The organism is Undibacterium sp. TJN19 (assembly GCF_049339485.1).
Classification (GTDB): domain Bacteria; phylum Pseudomonadota; class Gammaproteobacteria; order Burkholderiales; family Burkholderiaceae_D; genus Undibacterium.
Genome location: NZ_JBMPPL010000003.1, coordinates 149,754 through 176,112 on the forward strand (window position 1 = coordinate 149,754; position 26,359 = coordinate 176,112).

Annotated in this window: 21 protein-coding genes and 1 tRNA gene; 14 read left to right on the plus strand and 8 right to left on the minus strand. The window is 49.1% G+C overall.

What is annotated here, in order from left to right:
* Nucleotides 1-60 precede the first annotated feature (60 nt).
* Nucleotides 61-2,145: a bifunctional 2',3'-cyclic-nucleotide 2'-phosphodiesterase/3'-nucleotidase gene (locus ACO0LH_RS12090; RefSeq protein WP_422941338.1), complete on the minus strand. Its 2,085-nt coding sequence runs from the start codon at nt 2,143-2,145 to the stop codon at nt 61-63.
* Between the two features lie 480 nt (nt 2,146-2,625).
* Here ACO0LH_RS12090 and ACO0LH_RS12095 point away from each other — a divergent pair, with 480 nt between their 5' ends.
* Nucleotides 2,626-3,489, plus strand: a complete 864-nt coding sequence (locus ACO0LH_RS12095; protein WP_422941600.1) for a patatin-like phospholipase family protein — start codon at nt 2,626-2,628, stop codon at nt 3,487-3,489.
* Between the two features lie 116 nt (nt 3,490-3,605).
* On the opposite strand, the gene ACO0LH_RS12100 is transcribed toward ACO0LH_RS12095, so the two are convergent.
* Nucleotides 3,606-4,103: a C40 family peptidase gene (locus ACO0LH_RS12100; RefSeq protein WP_422941339.1), complete on the minus strand. Its 498-nt coding sequence runs from the start codon at nt 4,101-4,103 to the stop codon at nt 3,606-3,608.
* Between the two features lie 258 nt (nt 4,104-4,361).
* On the opposite strand from ACO0LH_RS12100, the gene ACO0LH_RS12105 reads away from it, so the two are divergent.
* The 4 genes from ACO0LH_RS12105 (at nt 4,362) to greA (ending at nt 10,038) form a co-directional block, all read left to right on the plus strand.
* Nucleotides 4,362-4,769, plus strand: coding sequence for a GlcG/HbpS family heme-binding protein (locus ACO0LH_RS12105; RefSeq protein ID WP_422941340.1), 408 nt, complete (start codon nt 4,362-4,364; stop codon nt 4,767-4,769).
* Between the two features lie 279 nt (nt 4,770-5,048).
* Nucleotides 5,049-6,203, plus strand: coding sequence for a glutamine-hydrolyzing carbamoyl-phosphate synthase small subunit (carA, locus tag ACO0LH_RS12110; RefSeq protein WP_422941601.1), 1,155 nt, complete (start codon nt 5,049-5,051; stop codon nt 6,201-6,203).
* A 4-nt stretch (nt 6,204-6,207) separates the two neighbouring features.
* Nucleotides 6,208-9,426 (plus strand): carbamoyl-phosphate synthase large subunit, encoded by a 3,219-nt coding sequence (carB, locus tag ACO0LH_RS12115; RefSeq protein ID WP_422941341.1) that lies wholly within the window; start codon nt 6,208-6,210, stop codon nt 9,424-9,426.
* Nucleotides 9,427-9,561: 135 nt separating this feature from the next.
* Nucleotides 9,562-10,038, plus strand: a complete 477-nt coding sequence (gene greA / locus ACO0LH_RS12120; RefSeq protein ID WP_422941342.1) for a transcription elongation factor GreA — start codon at nt 9,562-9,564, stop codon at nt 10,036-10,038.
* Between the two features lie 120 nt (nt 10,039-10,158).
* Here greA and ACO0LH_RS12125 read toward each other — a convergent pair whose 3' ends face one another.
* The gene (locus ACO0LH_RS12125) at nt 10,159-10,632 is read right to left on the minus strand and encodes a YhbY family RNA-binding protein (RefSeq protein WP_422941343.1); all 474 of its coding nucleotides are present in this window, start codon (nt 10,630-10,632) and stop codon (nt 10,159-10,161) included.
* 32 nt (nt 10,633-10,664) lie between these two features.
* On the opposite strand from ACO0LH_RS12125, the gene ACO0LH_RS12130 reads away from it, so the two are divergent.
* The 6 genes from ACO0LH_RS12130 to ACO0LH_RS12155 all read left to right on the plus strand — a co-directional run bounded on the left by ACO0LH_RS12130 (nt 10,665) and on the right by ACO0LH_RS12155 (nt 17,862).
* Entirely contained in the window at nt 10,665-11,309 is a 645-nt protein-coding gene (locus tag ACO0LH_RS12130) for an RlmE family RNA methyltransferase (protein ID WP_422941344.1), read from the plus strand.
* A 121-nt stretch (nt 11,310-11,430) separates the two neighbouring features.
* A complete protein-coding gene (gene ftsH / locus ACO0LH_RS12135; RefSeq protein WP_422941345.1) occupies nt 11,431-13,320 on the plus strand; it encodes an ATP-dependent zinc metalloprotease FtsH in 1,890 nt (629 codons plus the stop codon).
* Nucleotides 13,321-13,391: 71 nt separating this feature from the next.
* Nucleotides 13,392-14,231 carry a dihydropteroate synthase gene (folP, locus tag ACO0LH_RS12140; RefSeq protein WP_422941346.1) on the plus strand — a complete coding sequence of 280 codons (840 nt, stop codon included), beginning with the start codon at nt 13,392-13,394 and terminating at the stop codon, nt 14,229-14,231.
* A 48-nt stretch (nt 14,232-14,279) separates the two neighbouring features.
* Nucleotides 14,280-15,629 (plus strand): phosphoglucosamine mutase, encoded by a 1,350-nt coding sequence (gene glmM / locus ACO0LH_RS12145; protein ID WP_422941347.1) that lies wholly within the window; start codon nt 14,280-14,282, stop codon nt 15,627-15,629.
* Between the two features lie 111 nt (nt 15,630-15,740).
* Nucleotides 15,741-15,817: transfer RNA gene (locus tag ACO0LH_RS12150), tRNA-Arg, on the plus strand.
* Nucleotides 15,818-16,239: 422 nt separating this feature from the next.
* Complete coding sequence (locus ACO0LH_RS12155) at nt 16,240-17,862, plus strand: methyl-accepting chemotaxis protein (protein WP_422941348.1); 1,623 nt, start codon at nt 16,240-16,242, stop codon at nt 17,860-17,862.
* Between the two features lie 62 nt (nt 17,863-17,924).
* Here the strand turns inward: ACO0LH_RS12155 and ACO0LH_RS12160 are convergent, their stop codons facing one another.
* Genes ACO0LH_RS12160 through wrbA form a run of 3 tightly spaced genes read right to left on the minus strand, consistent with a single transcriptional unit; the run spans nt 17,925 to nt 20,351 of the window.
* On the minus strand, nt 17,925-19,334 hold the full coding sequence (locus ACO0LH_RS12160) for an FAD-binding oxidoreductase (RefSeq protein ID WP_422941349.1): 1,410 nt from the start codon (nt 19,332-19,334) through the stop codon (nt 17,925-17,927).
* Between the two features lie 19 nt (nt 19,335-19,353).
* Entirely contained in the window at nt 19,354-19,743 is a 390-nt protein-coding gene (locus ACO0LH_RS12165) for a DUF2069 domain-containing protein (protein WP_422941350.1), read from the minus strand.
* A complete protein-coding gene (gene wrbA / locus ACO0LH_RS12170; RefSeq protein WP_422941351.1) occupies nt 19,740-20,351 on the minus strand; it encodes an NAD(P)H:quinone oxidoreductase in 612 nt (203 codons plus the stop codon). Before wrbA ends, ACO0LH_RS12165 begins: the two co-directional genes overlap by 4 nt.
* Before the next feature lie 84 nt (nt 20,352-20,435).
* On the opposite strand from wrbA, the gene ACO0LH_RS12175 reads away from it, so the two are divergent.
* On the plus strand, nt 20,436-21,683 hold the full coding sequence (locus ACO0LH_RS12175) for a YihY family inner membrane protein (RefSeq protein WP_422941352.1): 1,248 nt from the start codon (nt 20,436-20,438) through the stop codon (nt 21,681-21,683).
* Nucleotides 21,680-22,741 (plus strand): GNAT family N-acetyltransferase, encoded by a 1,062-nt coding sequence (locus ACO0LH_RS12180; protein ID WP_422941353.1) that lies wholly within the window; start codon nt 21,680-21,682, stop codon nt 22,739-22,741. The genes ACO0LH_RS12175 and ACO0LH_RS12180 overlap by 4 nt, the downstream gene beginning before the upstream one ends.
* A 35-nt stretch (nt 22,742-22,776) precedes the next feature.
* On the opposite strand, the gene ACO0LH_RS12185 is transcribed toward ACO0LH_RS12180, so the two are convergent.
* Complete coding sequence (locus ACO0LH_RS12185; RefSeq protein ID WP_422941354.1) at nt 22,777-24,195, minus strand: undecaprenyl-phosphate glucose phosphotransferase; 1,419 nt, start codon at nt 24,193-24,195, stop codon at nt 22,777-22,779.
* A 62-nt stretch (nt 24,196-24,257) separates the two neighbouring features.
* A complete protein-coding gene (locus ACO0LH_RS12190; protein WP_422941355.1) occupies nt 24,258-25,172 on the minus strand; it encodes a glycosyltransferase in 915 nt (304 codons plus the stop codon).
* Between the two features lie 272 nt (nt 25,173-25,444).
* Between ACO0LH_RS12190 and ACO0LH_RS12195 the strand changes: the two genes are divergently transcribed.
* Nucleotides 25,445-26,356 carry a polysaccharide biosynthesis/export family protein gene (locus ACO0LH_RS12195; protein WP_422941356.1) on the plus strand — a complete coding sequence of 304 codons (912 nt, stop codon included), beginning with the start codon at nt 25,445-25,447 and terminating at the stop codon, nt 26,354-26,356.
* The last annotated feature ends 3 nt before the right edge of the window (nt 26,357-26,359 follow it).

Genomic DNA, 26,359 nt, shown 5'->3' on the forward strand with positions numbered 1-26,359 from the left:
CAAAGCCGTACCCCCGCAAAGGGGGTACGGTTAATTCACATAAGACTTCAGAACCGCAATTTACTTGCTCAGGTCAATCGCGTATTTGGCGAAACCGCTTGCATCCAGCGCGCCTTCGGATTTCACGCGGCTCAAACCCAGTGTTTGTGCAACCGCCAGTTTACCTGGAGCCGAGCGCAAGATGACAGGGCCTTGTGTCGTGACTTTGACAAAGCTCCAGCTCTGACCGAGGCCATTGGCTGCGCTGGTGATTTTGCCTTGCTTCTTGACGAAATCGCTGACGACAGCCTGATTGGCATCCGGCGATTTGATGATGGTCTTGCTGCCATCTATGCCAGGGAAATTGCCGCCCCCGCCTGCACGGTAGTCATTGGTTGCCACGATAAAATCATCGCCATCAGCAATCGCCTTGCCTGCATACGTCAGATTGACGATGCGTTTGCCAGGTGCCTGTGTCACATCAATCTGGTATTTCAACGCATTGTTTTCCGCATAAAAGACATCGTAGTTATAGATGGTTGAATAGGACGGAACCAGGTCTTGCTCTGCTGTCATCGCAGGGTCAATCTGGCCAAATTGTTTGGCGGCGGTTTCCAGCCAGTTCTTCAAATCAGAACCCTTGATTTTGACTGCTTGCAGATTATTGTTGCCGTACAGGTAAAGGTCGCCTGGATTGCGCACCTGCAAACCAACTGGGGTACCGGGTGTGGCCGTGGGGGCAACATCGGTAAAATCGGTGGGGCCGTTGCGGCCAGCCTTGAAGGGCGCGCTGCAAGAAATGACCGGGATGGATTTGTAGCTGGCCAGCGTGGCGTCGGTTGAATTATTGATGAAGGTTTTTACATAATCGATTTGTGCCTGATTGACGATTTGTATCGCAGTCACGTCGCCTACCAGTGAGAAATAAGCCGACATTTCGAAGTCTGTGGTCGTTCCTAGTGGCTGTGTTGCATAGTTGAGCGTGGCTTTGTGTTCGGTATCGATCAACGGTGCGATGGAAGCATCCGCATCAATAATGGTAGTGCCATCTTTATATTTGAAGCCACGTGCTTCTACATTGGTCAGGTCTTTTTGTACTACCCATTTACCGCTTTGGTATTTGAGCGTCATTTGTATGATGCCCAGGCGGCGGCCCCAGCTTTGCGCCATGACTGCCGGCACACCATTGACCAGGCCTTTGACCGTATCAACCTGTGCAGTTGGCAGGGCGGCCAATGATGCATCAATGGCCGGTGCACCAACTTCTTTGCCTTTAGGGAAAATCAGGTGGGCGTGACCCAGCATCAGCGCATCAATGCCGGTGGATGTCAGGTACAGGCTGCCGTTTTCCATTTTCGGGCTATATGGTGAAGCATCCAGGCCGCCATGTGACAAGGCTACAACCAGGTCGGCACCTTTACCGCGCAATTCGGGTACATATTTATTGGCGGACTCCTGCACGCCATTAACGACCAGTTTACCAGCCAGTGACTTTTGATCCCAGTCCATGATTTGTGGCGGCACAAAACCCATGATGCCGACATTCAGTTTCACCGTCATGTTGCTGCCATCTGGCTTGGTGGCGGTGAACTGTTTAGTTATCAGGGAATAGGGATTGAAGATGGGTTTCTGCGTGCTGGCACCAACCACATTGGACAATACGACGGGGAAATTCGGTGCACCGCAATTATTCGGCTTGCTTACATCAGCAAGACCGAAATCCGTATTGGTGATCTGGCTGAGAAAATTCAGGCCGTAATTGAATTCATGGTTGCCTGTGCTTGCACCATCATATTTGAGTGCATTCATGACTTTATAGACTGCCAGCGTACCGCTACAGGTGACGGGGGCCGCCAGCGCCTGATAGTCACCCAGCAAAGTACCCTGAATGGCGTCGCCATCGTCGAGCAAGAGGTTGTTGGGGTTTTCTGCGCGTGCTGCGCTGATCAAGGTAGCGGTTCTTTCCAGGCCCAGGCTGGTGTCTGCTTTTAAGCCGTAGTAGTCGTAGCTTAGTACGTTCTGGTGGATGTCTGTCGTTTCAAGCAGTGCGACTTTCAGTATCGTGCCTTCGGGAACTGCATTCGGGTCAGCGATAGGGGTGGTGCTGCTGCTGCAAGCGGTCAATGCCAGTGCTGTAACAGGCGTTAGCCAGGATAATTTTTTCATAAAATCTTTCACGAAAACCATGTCATTGAAAAGTGGAATTTCTGGCTGTTGATGGATCAAATCAGCCAGCAAGTGCCGGATTATCAATACTAATTATTTCTATGGCATGACATACTGTTGATCGAATGATGAACATCATGAATTTATGATGTTGTCGTTGATGTATGCTCGGAGCGATTAGCTATACAAAGATTTCGCGGTATTGCGAGGCTGGTCACTTACCAATTGAATCATTTCTTTTCGATGGATAACGGGCTTTTGGAAATATAATCTTGCACCTGCCAGTAGTAAGATGCCTGCATCGCCTGGTTTTGGACTTATTTCACTTAGACATAAAATTACATGCTGCTTTTATCTCGCTATTTCCCGAACTCCCTGACACTTCAGACATTCAGCGATTGTTTGCCTGCTAAGCCCGCAAGAAAAAACAGGTCTGCCACCTTGAACCGTATATTGTTGAGCTTGTTTGCAACTGTCAGCATGACGGCATGTAACACTGCGCCTCAACAAGCCGCCATACCAGCGGCACCTTTGCCAGTGGCCAAAACCCTCAAACCTGTGCGCATTGGTTTGGCCCTGGGTGGCGGTGCTGCGCGTGGCTTTGCGCATATTGGTGTCATCAAGGCGTTGGAGTCGCAAGGCATAGTGCCTGATATCGTGGTAGGTACCAGTGCAGGTAGCGTGGTCGGCGCCATGTATGCAGCCGGAAATAATGGCTTCGCCTTACAAAAGATGGCACTGGATATGGATGAGGCAACCATTTCGGACTGGTCCTTGCCCCTGTTTGCAAAGTCCAGCGGAGTTCTGAAAGGGGATGCCTTGCAGACTTATGTCAATCGCCTCGTTTCGCAATCACCGATTGAGAAATTGGCCAAACCATTTGGGGCTGTAGCGACTGATCTGGCAACTGGCCATGCAGTACTTTTTCAGCGCGGTAATACCGGCGCAGCGGTGCGCGCATCGTCGGCAGTGCCGGGCGTGTTCCAGCCGGTGAAAATTAATGAGCGTCTCTACGTTGATGGTGGCCTGGTATCGCCAGTGCCCGTCCGTTTCGCCCGCGATATGGGGGCTGACCTCGTCATTGCGGTAAATATTTCTGCGCAACCTGAAGCGCTGGTTTCAAATAATACACTGGATGTATTGCTGCAAACCGTGGCCATCATGGGGCAAAGCATTAACCAGTTTGAGTTGAAGCAGGCGGAGATTGTCATACGTCCAGAACTGCCGGGCATGAAAGGCAGTGATTTTGCCGGTAGAAACCTGGCGATTCTGGCGGGTGAGAAAGCGGCGATGGCGATGATGCCAGAGATTAAGCGAAAAATTAAGGCAATGCAGGAACGCTGAATTTTCTACGCAAAGGCCAAGGGGATTTTATAACGGGGCGGGGCAGATTTGCTCTGCCCTTATTTTTTGGATAAGCTAAACCGTTTATATGGATTGTATAATTTATATCAAGTAAATTATTTTACTTCATCATCATTGATGCGTCGTGCGCCACTGAAACGTTTTTTCCAGTACGCGATGTCCATACTTTCAACCCGAACCTGACCACCTGCTGAAGGGGAGTGGATGAATTTATTGTCACCCAGATAAATGCCTACATGCGAGAAGCCGCGCTTGAGTGTGTTGTAGAACACCAGGTCGCCTGGCTGTAAATCTTTTTGTTCTATGTGCTCGCCAACCTTGCTGATTTCTGCTGAAGTGCGGGGCAGATTGGTACCAACCACATCTTTAAATACATAGCGTACAAAACCGCTGCAATCAAGGCCGTTTTCGGGGCTGTTACCGCCACGCTTATAGCGTATGCCCATCAAATCCATGGCTTTTACGGTCAGATCGGAGGCGCGTTGCTTGATTTCCTGAAGTTTTGAATAGGCGGTGGATGATTCTGGAAAGGGATTGTCTGCACTCCAGGCTTGGTTGGCCGCTGCTGTAAGCAGCAATGTCGAGATAAGCACTAACTTGGCTTTCCTTGATAGTCTGGAAACGTTTATTAGCATCTTTGCACCTGGTTGAAAAAACCGCTCAACTTTAAGCGAACTTTTTAAAAATGTAAACCATTCGCGAAAATTTCTGGTTTGCAATTATTGCTAAATGTAATTGGTCACAGCGTGGTTTTCTGCGTGATTTGTTATCTTGATATTGGTTAAAACTGTTTGTATACCTAAGCCTATTTGCTTGGCGTACAATCCGCTCACTTTACTGGAGAGGCAATTATGCAAACAAAACCTGTGTTGACATTGGATGATGTTAAAAAAATCGCTGCTGCTGCTGAAGCAGAAGCAAGGGCAAATAACTGGCCTGTCGTGATCGCTATCGTTGATGATGGCGGCCATTTGATGTGGCTGCAACGTCTTGATGGCGTGGCACCGATCTCTGCACATATCGCACCGGCCAAGGCAACAACTGCGGCAATGGGTAAGCGCGAATCCAAAATCTATGAAGATATTATCAATAATGGCCGTTATTCCTTTCTGAGTGCGCCTTATATAGAAGGCATGCTTGAAGGTGGCGTGCCCATTATTGTTGACGGTCAATGTGTAGGCGCAGTGGGTGTTTCTGGTGTTAAATCTTCAGAAGATGCGCAAATTGCCAAGGCTGGTATCGCAGCACTGGGTTTGTAATTTGAATTTGCCCGCCTGCATTTTGCTGAGCCAAAGCCGGGCGGGTTTATGCTAAGTCCATGATTTTGCGGCGTATCAGGCATTTGTCATTTGCCTGATACGCCGTTTCGCGCTATACTTCGAGGGTTTAACTAATCCGAAATCTCGCCGTAGCGCCTACCCAAATTTACATCGCTCCATCATCTTTCCAGACCACGCGGCAATCCTTGCGCGGTCAGGGAAACGACAGCTTGGTGCGTCGCAGCGGCGGTAACAATACAGGAGTTGCCCTTGCTGCCCATTCCGCAGTCCCTTCTTCGTTCCGGCCAGGACATCGCTACACTTGCCCTCGCCGATGGAAGCATTTTCACTGGATATTCGATTGGCGCTGCCGGTCAGACCATAGGTGAAGTCGTTTTTAATACCTCCATGACCGGTTATCAGGAAATTTTGACTGATCCCAGTTATAGTTCCCAAATCGTTACCCTGACATATCCGCATATTGGTAATACCGGCGTCAATGCCGAAGACGTAGAGTCTGACAAAATCCATGCAGCCGGTTTGATCATTAAAGACCTGCCTTTGCTGGTATCGAATTTCCGCTCTGAACAAACCCTCTCTGATTACCTCAAATCCCAAAACATCGTTGCTATTGCTGGTATTGATACCCGCAAGCTGACACGTATTTTGCGTGAAAAAGGCGCGCAGGGCGGTGCTATCCTGGTAGGTGCTGATGCTGAAAAAGCCATCGCACTGGCCAAGTCTTTCCCTGGCCTGTCTGGCATGGATCTGGCCAAGGTCGTGTCTGTCAAACAGGCTTACAACTGGACTGAGGCTGAATGGGTATTGGGCCAGGGTTATGGTCAATTGCAAAACCCAAAATTCCATGTCGTCGCTTTTGACTTTGGCGTCAAGCGCAATATCCTGCGCATGCTGGCAGAGCGCGGTTGTAAGGTCACGGTATTGCCTGCGCAATCCAGCGCTGCCGATGTGCTGGCGCTGAACCCGGATGGCGTATTTTTGTCGAACGGTCCTGGCGACCCTGAACCTTGCGATTACGCGATTGCTGCCGCGAAGGAATTGATAGAGAAGGGTGTTCCTACCTTTGGCATCTGCCTCGGCCATCAAATCATGGCGCTGGCATCCGGTGCCAAAACTCTCAAGATGAAATTTGGTCACCACGGTGCCAATCATCCTGTGCAGGATCTGGATACCAAGCAAGTATTGATCACTTCCCAAAATCACGGTTTCGCAGTCGATGCGGCAACCTTGCCAGCCAACTGTCGCGTTACCCACGTGTCTTTGTTTGATGGCTCGCTACAAGGTTTTGCGCGTACTGATAAACCAGCTTTCTGCTTCCAGGGTCACCCTGAAGCCTCACCAGGTCCGCATGATATTGGCTACCTGTTTGACCGCTTCACCGCGATGATGGCCAAGGCAAAGACAGGAGAATAAGAGAATGCCAAAACGTAATGACATAAAAAGTATTTTGATTATCGGCGCTGGCCCCATCATCATTGGCCAGGCTTGCGAATTCGATTATTCTGGCGCACAGGCTTGCAAGGCCTTGCGTGAAGAGGGTTACCGCGTGATTCTGGTCAACAGCAATCCGGCGACCATCATGACTGACCCGGAAATGGCTGATGTGACTTATATCGAGCCTATCACCTGGCAAGTTGTTGAGCGCATCATCGATAAAGAAAAACCGGATGCGATTTTGCCGACCATGGGTGGCCAGACTGCACTGAATTGCGCACTTGACCTGCACCGTCATGGTGTACTGACCAAATACAACTGCGAACTGATCGGCGCTTCTCCTGAAGCTATCGACAAGGCAGAAGACCGCTTGAAATTCAAGAACGCCATGACCAAGATTGGTCTGGGTTCTGCACGTTCCGGCGTTGCCCATAATATGGATGAAGCCTGGCTTGTGCAAAAGGATGTTGGTTTCCCGGTCATCATCCGTCCATCGTTCACCATGGGTGGTACAGGCGGTGGTATTGCCTACAACCCGGAAGAATTCGAAACGATTTGCAAGCGCGGTCTGGAAGCATCGCCTACCAATGAATTGTTGATCGAAGAATCGCTGATAGGCTGGAAAGAATATGAGATGGAAGTCGTGCGCGATAAGGCCGACAACTGCATCATCGTCTGCTCCATCGAAAACCTGGACCCTATGGGCGTGCATACCGGTGACTCCATCACGGTTGCACCAGCGCAGACTCTGACGGATAAAGAATACCAGATCATGCGTAATGCCTCTTTGGCAGTGCTGCGTGAAATTGGTGTCGATACTGGTGGCTCCAACGTACAGTTTTCCATCAACCCTGCTGATGGCCGCATGATCGTTATTGAGATGAATCCGCGTGTATCACGTTCATCTGCTTTGGCATCAAAAGCGACTGGTTTCCCTATCGCGAAAATCGCTGCCAAGCTGGCAGTTGGTTTCACGCTAGATGAATTGCGTAATGAAATTACGGGTGGTGCTACACCTGCTTCTTTCGAGCCTTCTATCGATTACGTCGTCACCAAGATCCCGCGTTTCGCATTTGAAAAATTCCCGCAGGCAGATAACCGCCTGACGACGCAGATGAAATCTGTTGGTGAAGTGATGGCGATAGGCCGTACCTTTCAGGAATCTTTCCAGAAAGCCCTGCGTGGCCTGGAAGTTGGCGTTGATGGCATGAATGAAAAAACCCAGGACCGCGAGACCCTGGAAAAAGAACTCGGTGAGCCTGGCCCTGACCGTATCTGGTATGTGGGCGATGCTTTTGCCCAAGGCTTTACGCTCGAAGAAGTACATCAGCTGACGCATATTGATCCATGGTTCCTGGTGCAGATTAAGGACATCGTGGATATCGAATTGTGGCTGGATGAACAGTCACTCGATAGCGTCGATAAAGCCCTCATGCTGCAACTGAAGCAAAAAGGTTTCTCTGACCGTCGTCTGGCAAAATTGCTGAAAACGACGGACACGGCAATTCGTGAAAAACGTAAAGCCTTGAACGTGCGCCCTGTCTACAAGCGCGTGGATACTTGCGCCGGTGAATTTGCCACGAATACAGCGTATATGTATTCGACGTACGAAGAAGAGTGCGAATCGAACCCGACCGACAAGAAAAAAATCATGGTATTGGGCGGTGGCCCTAACCGTATCGGCCAGGGTATTGAGTTTGATTATTGCTGCGTGCACGCGGCATTCGCAATGCGCGAAGATGGTTATGAAACCATCATGGTCAACTGCAACCCTGAAACCGTTTCTACCGACTACGATACCTCCGACCGTCTGTATTTTGAACCGCTGACGCTGGAAGATGTGCTGGAAATCGTTGACAAAGAAAAACCAGTTGGCGTGATCGTGCAATACGGTGGTCAGACACCTTTGAAATTGGCATTGGATCTGGAAGCCAATGGCGTGCCTATCGTCGGTACTTCACCAGACATGATTGATGCGGCGGAAGATCGCGAACGTTTCCAGAAAATGCTGCAAGACCTGGGCTTGCGTCAGCCACCTAACCGCACTGCACGTACTGAAACTGATGCGCTGGCATTGGCGCAGGAGATTGGCTATCCGCTGGTGGTGCGCCCATCTTATGTACTTGGTGGTCGTGCGATGGAAATCGTGCATGAGCAGCGTGATCTTGAGCGTTACATGCGTGAAGCCGTCAAGGTGTCGCATGATTCGCCAGTCTTGCTGGACCGCTTTCTCAATGATGCGATTGAAGTTGACGTCGATTGCCTGTCTGATGGCGAGCGTACCTTCATCGGTGGCGTCATGGAGCATATCGAACAGGCTGGTGTTCACTCTGGTGACTCGGCATGTTCTTTGCCGCCATATTCTCTGTCACAAGAAACCATTGCTGAACTCAAACGTCAGACTGCGTTGATGGCAAAAGGTTTGAATGTCGTTGGCCTGATGAACGTGCAGTTTGCGATTCAGCAACAAGAGGGCAAAGACGTCGTATTTGTGCTGGAAGTGAATCCTCGCGCTTCACGCACTGTACCTTATGTGTCCAAGGCCACTGGCTTGCAACTGGCGAAGATTGCTGCCCGTTGCATGGTTGGTCAGTCTCTTGATTCACAAGGTATAGGCGCAGAGGTTGTGCCACCTTACTTCAGCGTCAAGGAAGCTGTGTTCCCGTTCGTGAAGTTCCCTGGTGTTGATACCATCCTCGGCCCTGAGATGAAATCGACTGGTGAAGTCATGGGTGTGGGTAAAACCTTTGGTGAAGCTTTCGTGAAATCTCAATTGGGTGCTGGCGTGAAATTGCCAACGTCCGGCAAGGTATTCCTGAGTATCAAGAACAGTGACAAGCCACGTGGCGTCAAAGTGGCACGTGATCTGGTGGAGATGGGTTTCTCCATCGTTGCTACGCGTGGTACGGCAACGGCGATTGCGGCTGAAGGCATTCCGGTTTCTATCGTGAACAAGGTCGTCGAAGGCAGGCCACACGTTGTAGATATGATCAAGAACAATGATATCGCCATGGTCATCAATACAGTAGAAGAAAAGCGTAACGCCATCACTGATTCACGCGCTATTCGTACTTCTGCATTGATTGCCCGTGCAACAACGTTCACGACTATTGCAGGTGCTGAGGCTGCTGTCGAAGGCATGCGTCATCTGAATGAATTGCATGTTTATGATTTACAAGGTCTGCATAAAACCTTAAACTGATAGAAATAACAGTGTCCCTGAGTACTGATTACAAGCCCGGGGAAGCTTGAACTTCGATACAGAGGTCACAAAGGCATCGGCAATGCTGGTGTTTGACGTGGCCTCTGTATTTTTACTTTTATGAGTGTGAATGATATGAGTACAGTACCTGTCACCAAGTTCGGCGCAGAATTGCTTAAAAAAGAATTGCATCTTTTGAAGACAAAAGAGCGTCCTGAAGTCATCAACGCGATTGCTGAGGCACGTGCGCAAGGCGACTTGTCTGAGAATGCGGAATATGATGCCGCCAAAGAGCGTCAGGCGTTTATCGAAGGCCGTATTGCGGAGCTGGAAGGTAAGTTGGGTTCTGCCCAGATTATCGATCCAAGTACCCTGGATGCAGAAGGGCGTGTGGTATTTGGTTCTACCGTGCACCTTGAAGATCTGGAAACATCGCAAAAAGTGAACTATCAAATCGTTGGTGAAGATGAGGCTGACTTGAAATTGAGTAAAGTTTCTATTACTTCACCGATTGCCCGTGCGCTGATAGGTAAATACGCAGGTGATGTCGTTGGTGTGCAAGCGCCGGCAGGTGTGCGTGAATATGAAATTCTTGATGTGATGTATGTTTAATATTGCTGCAAACATGCATTGTATTTCAATATTTTTTTCGCATCATTTGTAGAGTTTTGAATTACCCGGCCTGGTGTTGGCCGGGTTGAAACCCTTTCAGGTATCAGCAGTTTTGGCTAATCAATTGCCAAGCGATGATTTTTTTGCACTGGCCTGACGTGGTTTTGCGCGCTTCACATTGCCGCCCTGGGTAACACGTTCATTACCTTTGACCATGACTTTTGATACTGTTGGCTTTTTAGTGCCACTTGGGCTAGGCTTGACAATAGTCACTTCACGCATGCCTTTACCTTTTTTAACCAGTTTGGTTTCTTTCGTGCCTTCCAGTTTTGGACGGTAAATAACCAAAAGTTTTCCGATGTGTTGTACCGGGGCAGCATTTAGCTCAGCGCAAATTGTATCGTACATGGCGATGCGCGCTTCACGGTCATCTCCAAATACACGTACCTTAATCAAGCCATGGGTATTAAGGCCAGAATCAATTTCTTTGATAACAGCAGGAGATAATCCAGCTTCGCCTATCAAGACTATAGGTTTTAGTGCGTGTGCTTCTGAACGGAGTTCGCTTCTTTCGGCGGGCGTAAGTTTCAACATAGTAATTCCTTTAAAAGTAGTATTTTACGCGAATGGCAAAGAATAAATTCAATCAAAATTGGGTTCACGACCATATTAATGACCCTTATGTGAAACTTGCGCAAAAGGAAGGCTATCGTGCGCGCGCCGTTTACAAGCTCAAAGAAATTGATGAATCAGAGAAATTGATACGTCCGGGGCAAATTATTGTTGATCTTGGTGCCACACCGGGTAGCTGGTCGCAATATGTCAGAAACAAGCTGGCTGGCAAGGATGGTGGCGGCATCAATGGCGAGATATTTGCCCTTGATCTCTTGCCTATGGATCCTATCGCCGATGTGCAATTCATCCAGGGTGATTTTCGTGAAGATGAAGTGCTTGATCAGTTGGAGGCCAGACTGATAGGGCGTAAAGTTGACTTGGTATTGTCAGATATGGCCCCAAATCTGTCTGGTAACTCAACCGTTGATGCCGCCAGGGTCGAATACATCATTGAACTGGCGGTCGCTTTTTCAAAGGCCCATCTGAAGCCAGGTGGTGCTTTGTTGGTAAAATGCTTCCATGGCCCCAGCTACAATAACATCGTGACGCTGTTCAAGGATGAATTCAAAACTGTGTTGAACAAGAAGCCGAAAGCCAGTAAAGACAAGTCTTCCGAGATATTTTTGCTCGGCAGGGGCTTAAGGAACGCAGAATAATCAATTTACCTCTTGATAATCCTCAATATAGACAACATATGCTGGCTAGCAAGCTCTACCCATTGCGGGTAGAATGTCAGTTTACAGTATCAAATGGCGCACCTGCGTTCAAGGAGTTCTCGTGAATAATATGTTTTCAAAAGCTGCCATTTGGGTAGTGGTTGCTCTGGTGCTCTTTACGCTCTTCAAGGAGTTTGGCGGAAAAAGCATTGGTTCTGGTGTTGCGTCGATACCATATTCTGAATTCTTGGATGAAGTCAAATCCAAGCATATCAAAGAAGCAACTATCGATGATGCCAATCGTACAGTCGTTGCGACGACCAATGACGGTAAAAAAATCAAGTCACAATTAACGATTTTTGACCGTGGACTGGTTGGCGACCTGGTGAATAATGGTATCAAATTTGACAATAAACCACCTGAAGAGCAGTCTTTCCTGTCGCAGGTATTTATCTCATGGTTCCCGATGCTGCTATTGATCGGCGTCTGGGTATTTTTCATGCGTCAGATGCAGGGTGGAGGTAAAGGTGGCGCATTCTCCTTCGGTAAGTCCAAGGCCAGAATGCTCGATGATACGAATAATAATGTCACGTTTGCCGATGTAGCCGGTTGTGATGAGGCCAAAGAAGAAGTCAGTGAAATCGTTGATTTCTTGCGTGATCCGACCAAATTCCAAAAACTGGGTGGACGTATTCCACGCGGCGTGTTGATGGTTGGCCCCCCAGGTACTGGTAAGACCTTGATTGCCCGTGCGATCGCCGGTGAAGCAAAAGTGCCGTTCTTTACCATTTCCGGTTCTGATTTCGTAGAAATGTTCGTCGGTGTGGGTGCATCCCGCGTTCGCGATATGTTTGAAAACGCCAAAAAACATGCTCCTTGCATTATCTTCATTGATGAAATTGATGCAGTCGGTCGTCATCGCGGTGCCGGTATGGGCGGTGGTAATGACGAGCGTGAACAAACTTTGAACCAGATGCTGGTTGAGATGGACGGTTTTGAGGCAAATTCCGGTGTAATCGTGGTTGCAGCAACCAACCGTGCAGATGTCCTTGATAAAGCCTTGCTGCGTCCAGGTCGTTTTGATCGTCAGGTGTCTGTCAGTTTGCCGGATGTTCGTGGTCGTGAGCAGATTCTTAATGTTCACATGCGCAAGGTGCCTATCTCTGCTGACGTGAAAGCTGACATTTTGGCACGAGGTACACCAGGTTTCTCTGGCGCTGATCTCGCTAATCTGGTCAATGAGTCAGCTTTGTTTGCAGCGAGACGTAATAAGCGTTTGGTAGAAATGATAGATTTTGAAGATGCGAAAGACAAAATCTACATGGGCCCTGAGCGCCGTTCCATGGTCATGCGCCAAGAGGAACGCAAAGCTACTGCTTATCATGAGTCTGGTCATGCTGTTGTTGCAAAATTGCTACCTACCTCTGACCCTGTTCATAAAGTGACGATCATGCCGCGTGGTTCTGCTTTGGGCGTCACCTTGTCTTTGCCAGAGCATGATGCAGTCAGCTTGTACAAAGATAAAATGCTGGAGAAGATTTCCATGATGTTTGGTGGCAGGATCGCTGAAGAAATCTTCGTTGGTCAAATGTCATCAGGTGCCGAAAGTGACTTTTCTCATGCTACTAAACTTGCGCGAGCCATGGTTACTCGTTGGGGTATGTCTGACAGCATGGGCGTGATGGTGTACGAAGATAGTCAGAACGAAGGTTATTTTGGTGGAGCTTCCAAAACTATTTCTGAAGTGACGCAGCAAAAAGTGGATGCCGAAATTCGCAAGATTCTCGATACGCAATATGCTTTGGCTCGCAAATTGCTGGAAGAAAATCGTGACAAGGTAGAAGCTATGACTAAGGCGCTGCTTGATTGGGAAACCATTGATGCAGATCAGGTCAATGATATTATGAATGGTATTGATCCACGTCCACCTAAACAGGGGCAGTCTACCGGTCGTTCATCTTCCGATAATTCTTCTGGCGGTGTGTCACCTAATGCGGCCGCGCCAGCCTGAATCACCTCAATATAAACTTTGATTTTTCTGACTAAGGGTGGGGTAATTCCTCACCCTTAGTTTTTTTAAAAATGAAATATTTTCAATGCGGACGTTTCCGCTTCCCCATAAACGAAAAACGCTCCAGAACGCTGGTGATGGGTATTTTGAATATCACTCCCGATTCTTTTTCTGATGGCGGCAAATACCTGAACCTGGAAAGTGCGATCGCTCGCGCCGAACAAATGATAGCCGACGGTGTGGATATCATTGATATCGGCGGAGAGTCCAGCCGGCCCGGTTCCATACCCCTGTCTTTGGATGAAGAGCTTAGCCGTGTCATGCCAGTGATTTACGCCTTGCGTGACTGTGGCAAGCCTTTGTCAATTGATACTTATAAGCCGGAAGTGATGCGCGAAGCCTTGCTGGCAGGCGTTGATATGATTAACGATATCCAGGGTTTTCGTAGCGCCGAAGCCCTTACCGCAGTGGCTGAGAGTGATGCAGGCTTATGCGTCATGCATATGCAAAACACGCCAGACACGATGCAAGTCAAACCTGTTTATGGCAATGTCACCCATGAAGTGTTGGATTTTCTGAAAGACCGGCTTATGGCGCTAGACAGTGCGCAAGTGGAGCGCGAACGTATTTGTCTTGATCCCGGTTTTGGTTTCGGTAAAACTTTGGCGCATAATATTGAGATGTTTGAAAATATTCAGTATTTTCAGAATCAACTGAATTTACCAGTGCTGGTAGGTGTTTCACGTAAATCCATGTTGGGCGAGCTGACCGGGCGTACTGCCCCTGAACGCCTGGCTGCAAGTCTGGCAGCCGCCCTTGCCGCACAGCAGCGTGGTGCAGCCATCGTACGTGTCCACGATGTCGCAGAAACAGTGGATGCATACAAAGTCTGGGAAGCACTATCCCATTAAGCCTTGTCTGTCTGGCCAGGCATAGAATAAAAATATAGCAGGAATATAATGACTAGAAAATATTTTGGTACGGATGGTATCCGCGGTAAAGTTGGTGTGGCTCCGATTACGCCCGATTTTGTCATGCGTTTGGGTTTTGCTGCCGGTAAGGTATTGGCGCAGGCAGATGCGAGTGGCGATACGAAACCAACAGTCTTGATAGGCAAAGATACGCGTATCTCTGGGTATTTGCTTGAAGCTTCTCTGGAAGCGGGTTTTGCCGCGGCTGGTGTTGATGTCATGCTGTCAGGTCCGGCACCCACTCCGGCAGTTGCCTACCTGACCCGCGCTTTGCGTTTGTCTGCTGGCGTGGTGATTTCCGCCTCACATAATCCCTATGATGACAATGGCATCAAATTTTTTTCGGCAAACGGCAATAAGCTCCCCGATGAGGTAGAACTGGCTATTGAAGCTGAATTGGAACGCCCCATGCAATGCGTGAGTTCTGATCGGCTCGGCAAGGCACGCCGTCTTAATGATGCCAATGGTCGTTATATCGAGTTTTGTAAAAGTACGTTTCCCGCAGAACTGGATCTGCGTGGTTTAAAGATCGTGGTTGATTGTGCCCACGGTGCAGCCTACGATATTGCACCGCACGTGTTTCATGAGCTTGGCGCAGAAGTGATTGCCATTGGCAATCAACCAAACGGTCTTAATATCAATGATGGCGTTGGGGCCACATCGCCTGATGCCTTGTCATTGGCCGTGCGCGCCAACCATGCTGATCTGGGTATTGCGCTGGATGGCGATGCCGACAGGTTATTGATGGTCGATAAGCACGGCAAAATCTATAACGGTGACCAATTACTTTATCTGATGGTCCTCGACAGGCTGGCGATCGGCCATGTGCCGGGCGTTGTCGGCACCTTGATGACCAATCTGGCAGTTGAAGTGGCTTTCCAAAAGCTGGGGATTGGTTTTGCACGTGCAAAAGTAGGTGATCGCTATGTGCTTGAACAAATGCATGAGCGTGGCTGGCTGCTGGGTGGCGAAGGCTCAGGCCACCTTTTATGCCTGGATAAACACACTACTGGAGATGGTATCGTGTCGGCCCTGCAAGTGCTGTCTGCACTAAGGCGTAATGGCAAGAGTCTGGACCAATGTTTCGACAAACTCAGTTTGTTTCCCCAGGTATTATTGAATATCAAAGTGCCTGCGGGGTTTGACTGGCAAAAGAACGAAAAACTGCTACTTGAAAAGCAAAAGGTTGAAGCCGAACTGGCCAATACCGGACGCGTACTTATTCGCGCTTCTGGCACCGAGCCGCTTGTGCGTGTTATGGTTGAGGCTGAAGATGGTGATCTGGCAGCCAGTACTGCACGCCGCCTGGCAGACTGCATTTCAAATTATATTGAATGAAAATAAGGGTTTGCGGCAGATTCATTCTTGAATCTGACAGCGATACCATGTACTATTCAGCCTTCAGTTTTTGGGCTGCCAAACTCAGGTTTGACGGGCCATTTCAACAGACTGTCCATAGCTCAGTTGGATAGAGCACGAGCCTTCTAAGCTCGGGGTCGCAGGTTCGATTCCTGCTGGGCAGGCCATAATTAAAAATCAAAAAGCCCAGACCATGTCTGGGCTTTTTGATTTTGCATCATGTAATTTCAATTTGCGCGTTCGCAAAAACAATCTACGCAATCATTATCTGTTGTATCTGAAGTCAATAATACCTGTGCTTAAAGCGGCTTCATTTGCGCATGCTTTGTTTCACGCTATACTTTGATAAAGCTCCCCGGTTGTCTGTATAGAGTTTCACAATAATTCTTGTTTATTCAGACACGATCAAATTGCTTCATCATGGCTCTTTGAGAATATTTTGTTTTCTACAATATTTTGCCCTTGCAAAGATATAACACGAATCAGACTGGATGAAATCCTGGCTTAATCTGGACAAAGTTTTATATCCTTGTCATGTCGTCACCAGTTTCATCATCTGTTCCTTTTTTTGGGCTACACAAGGAAATTTATGAATCAACTTTCACGTTTGAAGATTAGCGGACGTCTGGCGCTGGGTTTTGGCCTGGTCATTTTGTTTGCATCTGGTTTGCTGGTGCTGGGCCTGTTTCGCATGAGTCAGTTGCAAGGTTCAACCGACTATATTTTCAATACCAAAGTAGCCAGCCTGGACGCTGCAACCGATATGCGTGAGCAGGGGCGTGCGCTGGCACTGGTGTTGAGAAAAATGACAGCGCCAAGTGATCTTGCCGAAGCTGATCGCGAGACAAAAAGACTGGTAAAGATTCTGGAGAGTTATGACACCTCTGAAGCATCGGCCAAAAAATTGATTGATGATGCAGAAGGCAAAACCACGCTGCAAAATTCGATAGAGCAAAAGCGTCAGGTGCTGTTAATTGCCAACAAGATCAAGGCACTGGTGGCGGAAGGAAATTATTTTGATGCTGCTTCGGTATTGCAAACTGAATTCAATACCCCTAATGAAAAATGGATGCTCGCATTGAGTGAGTTAGCCCAGCAGCAGCACAAGGCAATGAAAGCGTCTTATGATGAGTCCTTGGCTAATTACAAGGGGGCGAGAACAGGCATGCTGGTGATTGGTATTTTGACGATAATCATCGGTTCTATTGCTGCATGGCTGATTGCCCGCACCATTGCCGGGCCAATCAAATTATCAGCCATTATTGCTGATCAAATTGCCAATGGTGATCTGACAAAAACCATTGATGCCAGTGGCACAGATGAAATAGGTGATTTGCTGCATTCGCTGGAAAAAATGCAGGAAAACCTGTTGAACACCATCTTCAAAATCAAAGAAGGCACAGAAACCATTACCGTCGCTTCGCAAGAAATTGCCTCAGGCAACGCCGATCTGTCGAGCCGCACCGAATCACAAGCCAGCTCACTGGAAGAGACAGCCAGTTCGATGGAAGAACTGACCAGCACCGTCAGGCAAAATGCGGACAATGCACGGCAAGCCAATCAACTGGTGGTCTCCGCCTCCAGTGTTGCGGTCAAAGGTGGCGCTGTGGTTGGGCAAGTGGTCAGTACCATGGGCTCCATCAAGGAAAGCTCACGCAAGATTGTCGACATCATCGGCGTGATTGATGGCATTGCTTTCCAGACCAATATTCTGGCATTGAATGCGGCGGTAGAAGCGGCCAGGGCAGGGGAGCAGGGCAGAGGGTTTGCCGTTGTGGCAGCAGAAGTGCGCAACCTGGCTCAACGTAGCGCCAGTGCGGCCAAAGAAATCAAATCCCTGATCAGTGATTCGGTAGACAAGGTTGATCAGGGTAGCAAGCTCGTGGATGAAGCAGGCAAGACCATGGATGAAATAGTCACCAGTGTTCAGCATGTTGCCGACATCATGAGTGAAATCACTGCGGCCAGCCAGGAACAAAGTTCAGGTATTGAACAAGTCAATCTGGCGATTACGCAGATGGATGAAATGACGCAACAAAATGCAGCCCTGGTTGAGCAGGCAGCGGCAGCGGCTGAGAGTATGGAAGAGCAGGCGATGTCATTGACCCATGCAGTCAGTGTGTTTCAATTGCCGAAGGCGATGCATGTAGAAAAAGCCCAACCTGTGCGTCATCAGGCCAGTGGTGGTGGAAAACCTTTACGAATCAGGTAGTCATTTCACTGTAGTTTGGACGCTGGTAACTTCATCATTATTTTTGAATGCCGGCGTCAGACTCAGATCAATTTTCCCGGATTCATCAGATTCTGTGGATCCAGTGCCATCTTTATGGCCTGCATCAAGCTTAATTCCAGGCTGGATTTATACAACTTGATTTCTTCCCGCTTCAACATGCCCAGGCCATGCTCGGCAGATATCGAACCGCCCAGGCTATTGACACTATCATGCACGATGCGATTGATGGCTTCCTGGTTCTTGATAAATTCCACATCGCCCGACGTTGAAGGGGCAGAGACGTTGTAATGCAGGTTACCATCTCCCATATGACCAAAACATACCAGTTGGCAGCCCGGGAATGCAGTTTCTAACTGCGTATCGGTGAGCGCAATAAAATGTGGTATCTGCGAAACAGGTAAAGAAATATCATGCTTGATATTCATGCCTTCAGCAGCTTGTGCTGCCGAAATATTTTCACGTAAGTGCCATAGGGATTTTGACTGACTGATCGAGGTGGCGCAAACTGCATTTAGTATGCTTGCATTTTGCATTGCTGTTTCCAGCATTTTTTCCATCAGGTCTATCGCATGGCTTTCTGTTTCATGATCAGAAATTTCAAGTAGGGCATAGTAAGGGAAATTTCTTTCAAATGGATTTTTCAGTTTTGGAAAATGTTTTAAAACCAGTTGCAGGCTGAACGCCGAAATCAGTTCAAAGCCGGTCAGTGTTGGCCCGAGGCTGGCTTGCGCCAGGCTGAGCAGACTCAACGCTGCCTCTGCGGTTTCCAGTGCGGCAAACGCAGTGATCTTTGCCTTTGGTTCAGGAAAAAGTTTTAATACTGCTGCTGTGATGATGCCAAGCGTACCCTCTGCGCCAATATACAGGTCACGCAGGTCATACCCGGTATTATCCTTGCGCAAGCCACGCAAACCATTCCAGATGTTACCGCTGGCAGTGACGACTTCCAGGCCCAGGCATAACTCTCTGGTGTTGCCATAGCGCAGAACAGCCGTACCACCGGCGTTAGTGGACAGATTGCCGCCTATGGTGCAACTGCCTTCTGAGGCCAGGGACAGGGGAAATAAGCGCTGATGCTGTTCTGCTGCGGCCTGTATATCAGCCAGCAGGCAGCCAGCTTCTACCGTGATGGTATTGTTTTCAATATCGACAGCGAGGATGCGGTTTAAACGTTTGAGAGAAATGACCACTGCGGTGCCGCTCTGATCCGGCACACTGCCCATGACCAGACCGGTATTGCCACCTTGTGGCACGCAGGCAATGCCGTGCTCGGCACATAGCCTGACCAATGCGGCGACCTCCTCTCTTGATCCAGGCAGTAATACTGCCAGCGCCTTGCCCAGATACCGTTTGCGCCAGTCCAGCAGATAAGGCTGTTGAGCGGTTTCGTCAGTCAGTACAAAGCCCGGTCCTGTAATTTGTACGCTTGATGCAAGAAATACGGCGCTCATTTTATCGAGGGCTTTCCATTCATGACTGCTCAGCTTTTGATTTTGCCAAGGCTTTCGCCGCTTTTTTCAATGGACGTAAATACAGGATCACGCTAAAGAAAAAAATCAGTGATAAGGCGACTTCCAACCCGGCCAGCACGGATGAAAGGAAGATGCGGTCACTGGCAGCTCTTACCACGCCTTCAGTGAAATACAGCCATATCAGCATGGATGACCATTGCATCGTATAGTTATCGCGCTTTACAACGCCACGCAAGGGAATCAGTAAAGGCAACGCCTTGATGACCATCCATGAGCCGCCAGGGCGTAAAGGTGCCAGCACGGCTTCCCAAAGCACGCAGACAAGGATTAAGGCAATCAGGCTCAGCGAGGCAGTGAGATAATACGCGCTGTTTCTGTCGGTATTCATGCCTGGGCCTGCAATTTGCTGCTGGTTTCTGCCAGGCGCTTGCCCAATGCGATGGCCAGCTTGCGGCTGTCTTCGGAAAGCGGCAGTGCGCCTTCCTTGCCCGACCAGTGTGTTGCGCCATACGGGCTGCCGCCAGTGGATGTTGTCATCAGTTCCGGGTTGCTATACGGCAGGCCAAGTAACAGCATGCCATGATGCATCAGAGGCAACATCATGCTGAGCAAGGTTGACTCCTGTCCGCCATGCAGACTGCCTGTCGAAGTGAACACGCAGCCTGGCTTGCCGCTTAAAGTACCTGACAACCAGTCTGCTGCGGTGCCGTCCAGGAAGTACTTCATGGCGGCTGCCATATTGCCAAAACGGGTCGGTGAACCCAGGGCCAGACCTGCACATTCCTTCAGGTCGGATAATTCAACATAAGGTGGCCCATCCGTGGGAACATCTGCTGCACCAACTTCAATTACCGTGGATACTGCAGGTACGGTGCGCAGTCTGGCGTTACAGCCAGGTACGCTTTCTATTCCTTGAGCAATAAGTTCGGCCATTTTCCGGGTACTGCCATGGCGTGAGTAAAATAAAACTAAAATCGTGAGTTGTGGTGTAGTCATGCTTGTATTATATGAGCCTTTATTCTCTGCCTCTTAGTAAAATGGCGGCAAACTTCATTTTAAGCAGCAAAAATTATGCGTGGTATGTCGTGGAAACAAATACTCAATCTCTTCAAATTTGCCCTCCAGCGCCTGGAGGAAGGGCGCTTGCCGCAAGTTGCTGGTAGTTTAACCTTCACTACCGTATTGGCACTGGTTCCCATTTTGACAGTGGCTTTTGCCATTTTTACGGCATTCCCGCTGTTTAATACCTTCCGGGCTTCATTGGAAGCGTATTTTATTCAAAGTCTGATGCCTAAAAGCATTTCCAATACGATTTTAGGGTATCTGACACAGTTTGCCACCAAAGCCACCCGTGTTTCGGCCATCAGCGGTGTTGCCCTGATGATGACAACACTGACGACGATGGCGACCATAGACCGTTCCTTCAATCAGATCTGGCAAGTGAAAAGATCCCGCCCATTCATGCAGCGTTTGCTGGTGTATTGGGCAATCGTTACTCTGGGGCCGTTGCTGGTCGGTGTGTCACTTACCAGTACATCCTATGTATTTACCGCTACCAGTGGGGTCGTTGGTACCGTGCCATTCCTGGGGGGCGTGTTTTACACAACGACTTCGATCCTGTTCACCACCGGCGCTTTTACGCTGCTGTACCTGATTGTGCCCAACCGTTCCGTTGAGTGGCGTGATGCTGCATGGGGCGGTTTGTTTGCTGCCGTGGCATTTGAGATAGCGAAACGGATTTTTGCCAGCTTTGTTATTCAGTTTCCTACTTACACGATTGTCTATGGCGCCCTGGCTGCGGTCCCGCTGTTTTTGGTGTGGATTTATGTCTCCTGGTTGATCATTTTGATTGGTGCGGTAATTGCAGCGGCTTTGCCTGTCATCAAATTCGAGCGCTGGTGGCATGTGCCAACACCGGGTAGTTCATTTGAAGATGCGGTTTGTATTTTGCAGGTGCTGGTGCAGGCCCGTGCAGCTGACAGTGGAGCAGCGGTCAGCATCAATGCCATTCGCATGCAAACCAGTCTGGGTATTGATGAAATAGAGGGCTTGCTGGAGCGTATGTCTGAGGCAGGGTGGGTTGCCAGAGTCAACGTTGCTACCAATACTTCCAGAAGCCGTTTCTGGCTGCGGAAAAACGAAGCCGGCACAGAGCCCTGGGTCATGCTGGCCAATCCACTGGTGGTGCAACTTGCCGATATCTATCGCCTGTTTGTATTTGATGCTACCAGAAACAGTGGTTTGTCAGCACTGGTTGATCAAAGTATACAAGCCGGCCTGGATGAAAATTTACATGATTATTTTTTGAAGGAAGGCTTGGTGAAATGAAGTTCAGTTTGATTCATGTCAAAGAACTGGACGCGAGCTTGCTGGTGCAATGGAAGGGCATGTTGCAAACAAATACTGTCTACTGCAGCCCCTATTACCAACCTGTGTTTACCATGATTGCCAGCCATGCCAGGGACGACGCCAGATTGCTGATATGCGAAGACCAGAATCGATTAACGGGTATCTGGCCATTTCATGCGCTGAGCAAATTCCGTAGCGAAGCGATAGGTGGCTTTTTATCTGATTATCAGGGGCCTGTCCGTTTGCCCTCAGTTGAATGGCGCATGGAGGAAGCCTTGAAGTCAATGCAATGCCGTTATCTGGGCTTTAATCATATGCCCGCTGAATTCTCTGATTTCAAGCGATACGCATGGTTGCACAGCCAGTCCCATATACTCGATATGACAGGCGGCTTTGATGCCTATGCGATGCGTTTGACAGAAAAACGGGATGCGTCATTGCTTAAAAAAGTGGCGACAAACGAGCGGAAACTAGCTAAAAAATTTGGCGAATTACGGTTTGAAATGCAAAGTAGCAGTCAGGCCGATTATCAGGCGCTGCTGGCAGGAAAAAGTGAACAGTTTGCGCGTACCGTTGGTGCTGGCCATGACATCTTCAGGCTGGAATGGGTTTGCGCCATGCTGGAAGAAATTCGTACCACGCAAGGTGCAGAATTTGCCGGTATTTTATCGACACTGCATGCTGGCGATACTTTGATCGCCGCACATTTTGGCATGCGTTCCCGCCAGGTTTTACACTACTGGTTTCCCTGGTACTGTACCGATTATGCCGAGTACTCACCTGGCCTGATTTTATTGGCGCAATGCGCCAGAAATGCAGAAGGGTTGGGCATCACATCGATCGATCTAGGGCGGGGCGACCAGGCGTATAAATTGCGTTTTGCTACTGGTGCCAATCAGCTGTGTGAAGGCGTCATCAGTTCACCGGCAATTCTGGCGCAAATGCAGGCCAAGCTTTATCAGGGCAAACAGGGCTTGCGGCAATCTGCCTTTGGCGAGCAGTTACGCAAACTGCGCGCTACGCTGAAGGCAAAATAGGCCTGTGTCGTCAGGTATCTGCCCTCAGCAATACTTCAGTAGGCGTTTTTATCGCCCAACACCACTTTCAGCGTGCGCCAGATAATTACTATATCCAGCCAGACTGACCAATGCTGAATGTAGTACAAGTCATAATCGACCCGTTGTTCCATTTTTTCCAGCGTCTCGGTTTCACCGCGCAGCCCATTGACCTGGGCCCAACCGGTAATTCCCGGTTTGATTTTGTGGCGGAACATATACCCACTGACCAGTTTCCGGTAGAGCTCATTATGTTCCACTGCATGTGGGCGTGGCCCAACCAGACTCATTTCACCTTTCAAGACATTGAATAATTGCGGCAACTCGTCGAGTGAAGAGCGACGCAGGAAGCGGCCGAATGGCGTTACCCGTGGGTCGCGTGCGGTAGCCTGCACCACACGCTCATTCGGGTCGCTAGGGCGCATGCTTCTGAATTTGTAGACATTGATAGGGCGCCCTGCAATGCCATATCTTTTTTGTTTGAAAAATACCGGGCCGGGTGAGCCGAGTTTTACACCTATGGCAATCAGAAGCAGCACTGGTGAAAGCAAAATCAGACCAGACATTGAGCCAAGCAAATCAAGCAGGCGTTTTGGCAGAGCCGCGATACCGATGAAGGGCGTCTCTGTCGAAGCCAGGACCGGACGTCCAGCCAGTTCGCGCAACTGAATCCCGGGCATGCCAAAAATCAGCGATTCAGGGATGAAATAGGTGGATGCAGTGCTGTCCTCCAGGATGGCAATAATATCGGCCAATTCTTCCGGCTCCCTGGTATTTAAGCCGATGAAAACGACATCCACGTTCACGTGACCTGTGTCCTCGTCGACAATCCAGCGTGCGGCTTCACTTAAATCTCCCAGCCGTACCAGATTGGCAGGCGGGCGCGATTCATTGCGGTTATCAAAAAAGCCCACAATATCGATTGCCGCCAGCGGCGTTTTGCGTAAAGACTCCACCAGATCAGCACAGGCAGAATTGGACCAGATCAGCACAGCCTTGCGTCTTCTTGCCGGGTTGGAGTAATACAATACCGCCAGACTGCGTATGACCACCGCAGTGCAGGTTAAAGTGAAGGGGGTAATGATCAGCCATATCAGCATTACCGCGCGCGACAATTGTTCGGAGGTCTTGTCGACATAGGCGCTTAGCAGCACGACCATGAAGACGATAAACCAGCGCCCGGTAATATTGGGAAAAGCTGCCAGTATGGGTTTTTCCTGCATCGTACTCAGCAATTGATGGCTGGAAAATACAATGACACTGGTCAGGCTGGCGATCAGCATGCGTACGCCAAATACCTCAGGATCTGCATGATCAGAATAAATGATAATGCCGAACAAGGTCAGATAAATAGTGGCGCCAAACGCAATGCCGGTCATTACCGCCAATAATTGCGCGGGCTGGGATGCGTTTGAAAATGATGAGGCTTTAAACATATAAACTTGGTTTTTTCGATGCTCAGCTAGTTAAATCAATGAAAATCAGGGGGGAATTGCTTTTAATTTTTGCGCCCAAGCAAAAGGTTTTTGATCTGGCCTAATTGCCAGCGATGCAGATGCTGACGAAATTCAGGATTGTCATACCTGGGGGCACGCTTGAGTACCGCACCAAGGTAACCGGCAATAATCAGCAAGCCGCCAATAATGAACGGTTTTTCCCGCATGCGGAAAATTCCTGAGGCCAGTGCATATAAAGGGTGATAGCCCATAAACCAGATGCCACGCCCCCAGCGCAAACGTCCACGGTAGACATTCTTGTCAGAAGAGCCCATCAGGCGGTGATGCATCAAAACCGCATCGGGATGATAAAAGCTGAGTGTTGTCCAGCCTTTCATCCGGGCGGTATGGACATCTATGCCATCCCATAAAACTTCCTCGACAAAACCGCCAATTTCTTCAAAAGCAACACGGCGATACAACTTGAACTGGCCGGCAACATGCTCGTCAATAATGATTTCTTCGACATGCCTGCCTTCTTCTTCACGAAAAACCTTGCCGGATACAGCCGCCAATTTGGGGTTTTGCGCGAATTTTTCGTACATCAATTCGAGATAGCGTGAGCCGAAAGACATATCACCGTCTAATTTGGCTATATATTCATATTCCTGATGCAGGATCTGGGTGATACCAAATTTAAATGCGGCTACGACGCCGCCACCAACCTTGCGAAAGCCACGGTCAGGTCGCTGGACCAGCCTGATAAAATCATGTTTTTCAGCGTAGGCGCGCACAATATCAGCGGTACCATCCTGAGATCCGTCGTCAACGATGATCCATTCAAGGGGCTTAACCGTTTGTGCCACCATGGAGTCAAGGGTGAGTTTGATTAAATCAGCCTCATCGCGCACTGGTGCAATGATCACCAATGGCACCACCTTTGTGGCATTTTCTGATAGCGGGGTAGAACTGGGCATAATTTATCTTTCTTGCTTTTATCTGGATGTTAACTTAGCTTTGAGTTGCTCACAATTCAATAAAGGTTAATTTTTGTAATTAAAAGATAACGATGATACTGATTCGCGCGGGAGTGGCGCGTAGTTTTGTTGTCCTGACAAAAATTTGCATCTATTCTTACTATTGCAATATAAAATGAAGCTCTTTGCATGAATTGCCTGAGCGTAAGATGCCAATGTGGTCTTTTTTCTACGATTTAAATAAAACTCCAGCTCTTGTGGCGCTGTCTTTGATGTTGGCTGCTGCATTTGTCAGTCAGGCTCGGGCGCAAGAAAATTTGTCTGAATCGCCTGCTGGCCTGAAACTGGAGAGTCGCCTGTCAAAAGTGCCCCAGTCTCAACTTCAGATTGATAAGGCTGTTGTACCTGCCCCTGTGACCGATGTGCCTGCTTCGCCCGTTGAGGCTGCCAGTGATGTGATCGGCGAGGGTGACCAATTGCTGATCACGGTGTTTGGGCAGCCTGACCTGACCGCTGACGTGACAGTAGGCGAAAGTGGCGTCATTACTTTGCCGCTGGTTGGTACTGTTGAAGTCAAGGGTAAGACAGCTACTGAGATTGCCGCCATCTTTTCGCGAAAACTGGAGCAGGGCCAATATATAAAAAATCCTAAAGTCTCTGTGAAGGTCTTGCAGCAGCTTAGCAGAACTTTTTCCGTACTGGGTGAGGTATTGCGGCCGGGACGCTACCCATTACAGGGGCAAATCAGTATTCTTGAAGCATTAAGCCTTGCTGGCGGCATATCACAAAGAGCCGAGAAAAACTTGCATATCCTGCGCCGTGAGCCGGGCAACCCCGCCGCTGAGTTGCAAGAATACGCCACTATCAAGCTTGAGCTGGATGCCGCCAGAATGTCTGCTGGTCTGGCGCAAAAGATCTTGCCTAATGATGTGATATTTGTTCCTCAGTTGAAGAATTTTTATGTCTACGGCGAAGTCCGTCGGCCTGGCATGTATCCGATGGAAGAAGATTTGAACGTCATGCGGGTCTTGTCCATCGGTGGTGGTATTACTGAACGCGGTTCTGTACGTCGTATCAGTATTCACCGCAAAGACAGTAGTGGCAATTTACGTGAAGTATCGGTTGGCATCACCGAAAGTGTTTTGCCTGGCGATGTCGTATTTATCAACGAACGGATCTTCTAAGCA

Excerpts from the sequence above, each read along its gene's own strand:
- glmM (WP_422941347.1), top strand. The coding sequence starts at position 14,280 with ATGACTAGAAAATATTTTGGTACGGATGGTATCCGCGGTAAAGTTGGT.
- folP (WP_422941346.1), top strand. The coding sequence starts at position 13,392 with ATGAAATATTTTCAATGCGGACGTTTCCGCTTCCCCATAAACGAAAAA.
- ACO0LH_RS12130 (WP_422941344.1), top strand. The coding sequence starts at position 10,665 with ATGGCAAAGAATAAATTCAATCAAAATTGGGTTCACGACCATATTAAT.
- ACO0LH_RS12090 (WP_422941338.1), bottom strand. The coding sequence starts at position 2,145 with ATGAAAAAATTATCCTGGCTAACGCCTGTTACAGCACTGGCATTGACC.
- ACO0LH_RS12155 (WP_422941348.1), top strand. The coding sequence starts at position 16,240 with ATGAATCAACTTTCACGTTTGAAGATTAGCGGACGTCTGGCGCTGGGT.
- carB (WP_422941341.1), top strand. The coding sequence starts at position 6,208 with ATGCCAAAACGTAATGACATAAAAAGTATTTTGATTATCGGCGCTGGC.
- ACO0LH_RS12105 (WP_422941340.1), top strand. The coding sequence starts at position 4,362 with ATGCAAACAAAACCTGTGTTGACATTGGATGATGTTAAAAAAATCGCT.
- ACO0LH_RS12160 (WP_422941349.1), bottom strand. The coding sequence starts at position 19,334 with ATGAGCGCCGTATTTCTTGCATCAAGCGTACAAATTACAGGACCGGGC.
- wrbA (WP_422941351.1), bottom strand. The coding sequence starts at position 20,351 with ATGACTACACCACAACTCACGATTTTAGTTTTATTTTACTCACGCCAT.
- ACO0LH_RS12180 (WP_422941353.1), top strand. The coding sequence starts at position 21,680 with ATGAAGTTCAGTTTGATTCATGTCAAAGAACTGGACGCGAGCTTGCTG.
- greA (WP_422941342.1), top strand. The coding sequence starts at position 9,562 with ATGAGTACAGTACCTGTCACCAAGTTCGGCGCAGAATTGCTTAAAAAA.
- ACO0LH_RS12125 (WP_422941343.1), bottom strand. The coding sequence starts at position 10,632 with ATGTTGAAACTTACGCCCGCCGAAAGAAGCGAACTCCGTTCAGAAGCA.
- ACO0LH_RS12175 (WP_422941352.1), top strand. The coding sequence starts at position 20,436 with ATGTCGTGGAAACAAATACTCAATCTCTTCAAATTTGCCCTCCAGCGC.
- ACO0LH_RS12185 (WP_422941354.1), bottom strand. The coding sequence starts at position 24,195 with ATGTTTAAAGCCTCATCATTTTCAAACGCATCCCAGCCCGCGCAATTA.
- ACO0LH_RS12195 (WP_422941356.1), top strand. The coding sequence starts at position 25,445 with ATGTTGGCTGCTGCATTTGTCAGTCAGGCTCGGGCGCAAGAAAATTTG.
- ACO0LH_RS12165 (WP_422941350.1), bottom strand. The coding sequence starts at position 19,743 with ATGAATACCGACAGAAACAGCGCGTATTATCTCACTGCCTCGCTGAGC.
- ACO0LH_RS12095 (WP_422941600.1), top strand. The coding sequence starts at position 2,626 with ATGACGGCATGTAACACTGCGCCTCAACAAGCCGCCATACCAGCGGCA.
- ACO0LH_RS12190 (WP_422941355.1), bottom strand. The coding sequence starts at position 25,172 with ATGCCCAGTTCTACCCCGCTATCAGAAAATGCCACAAAGGTGGTGCCA.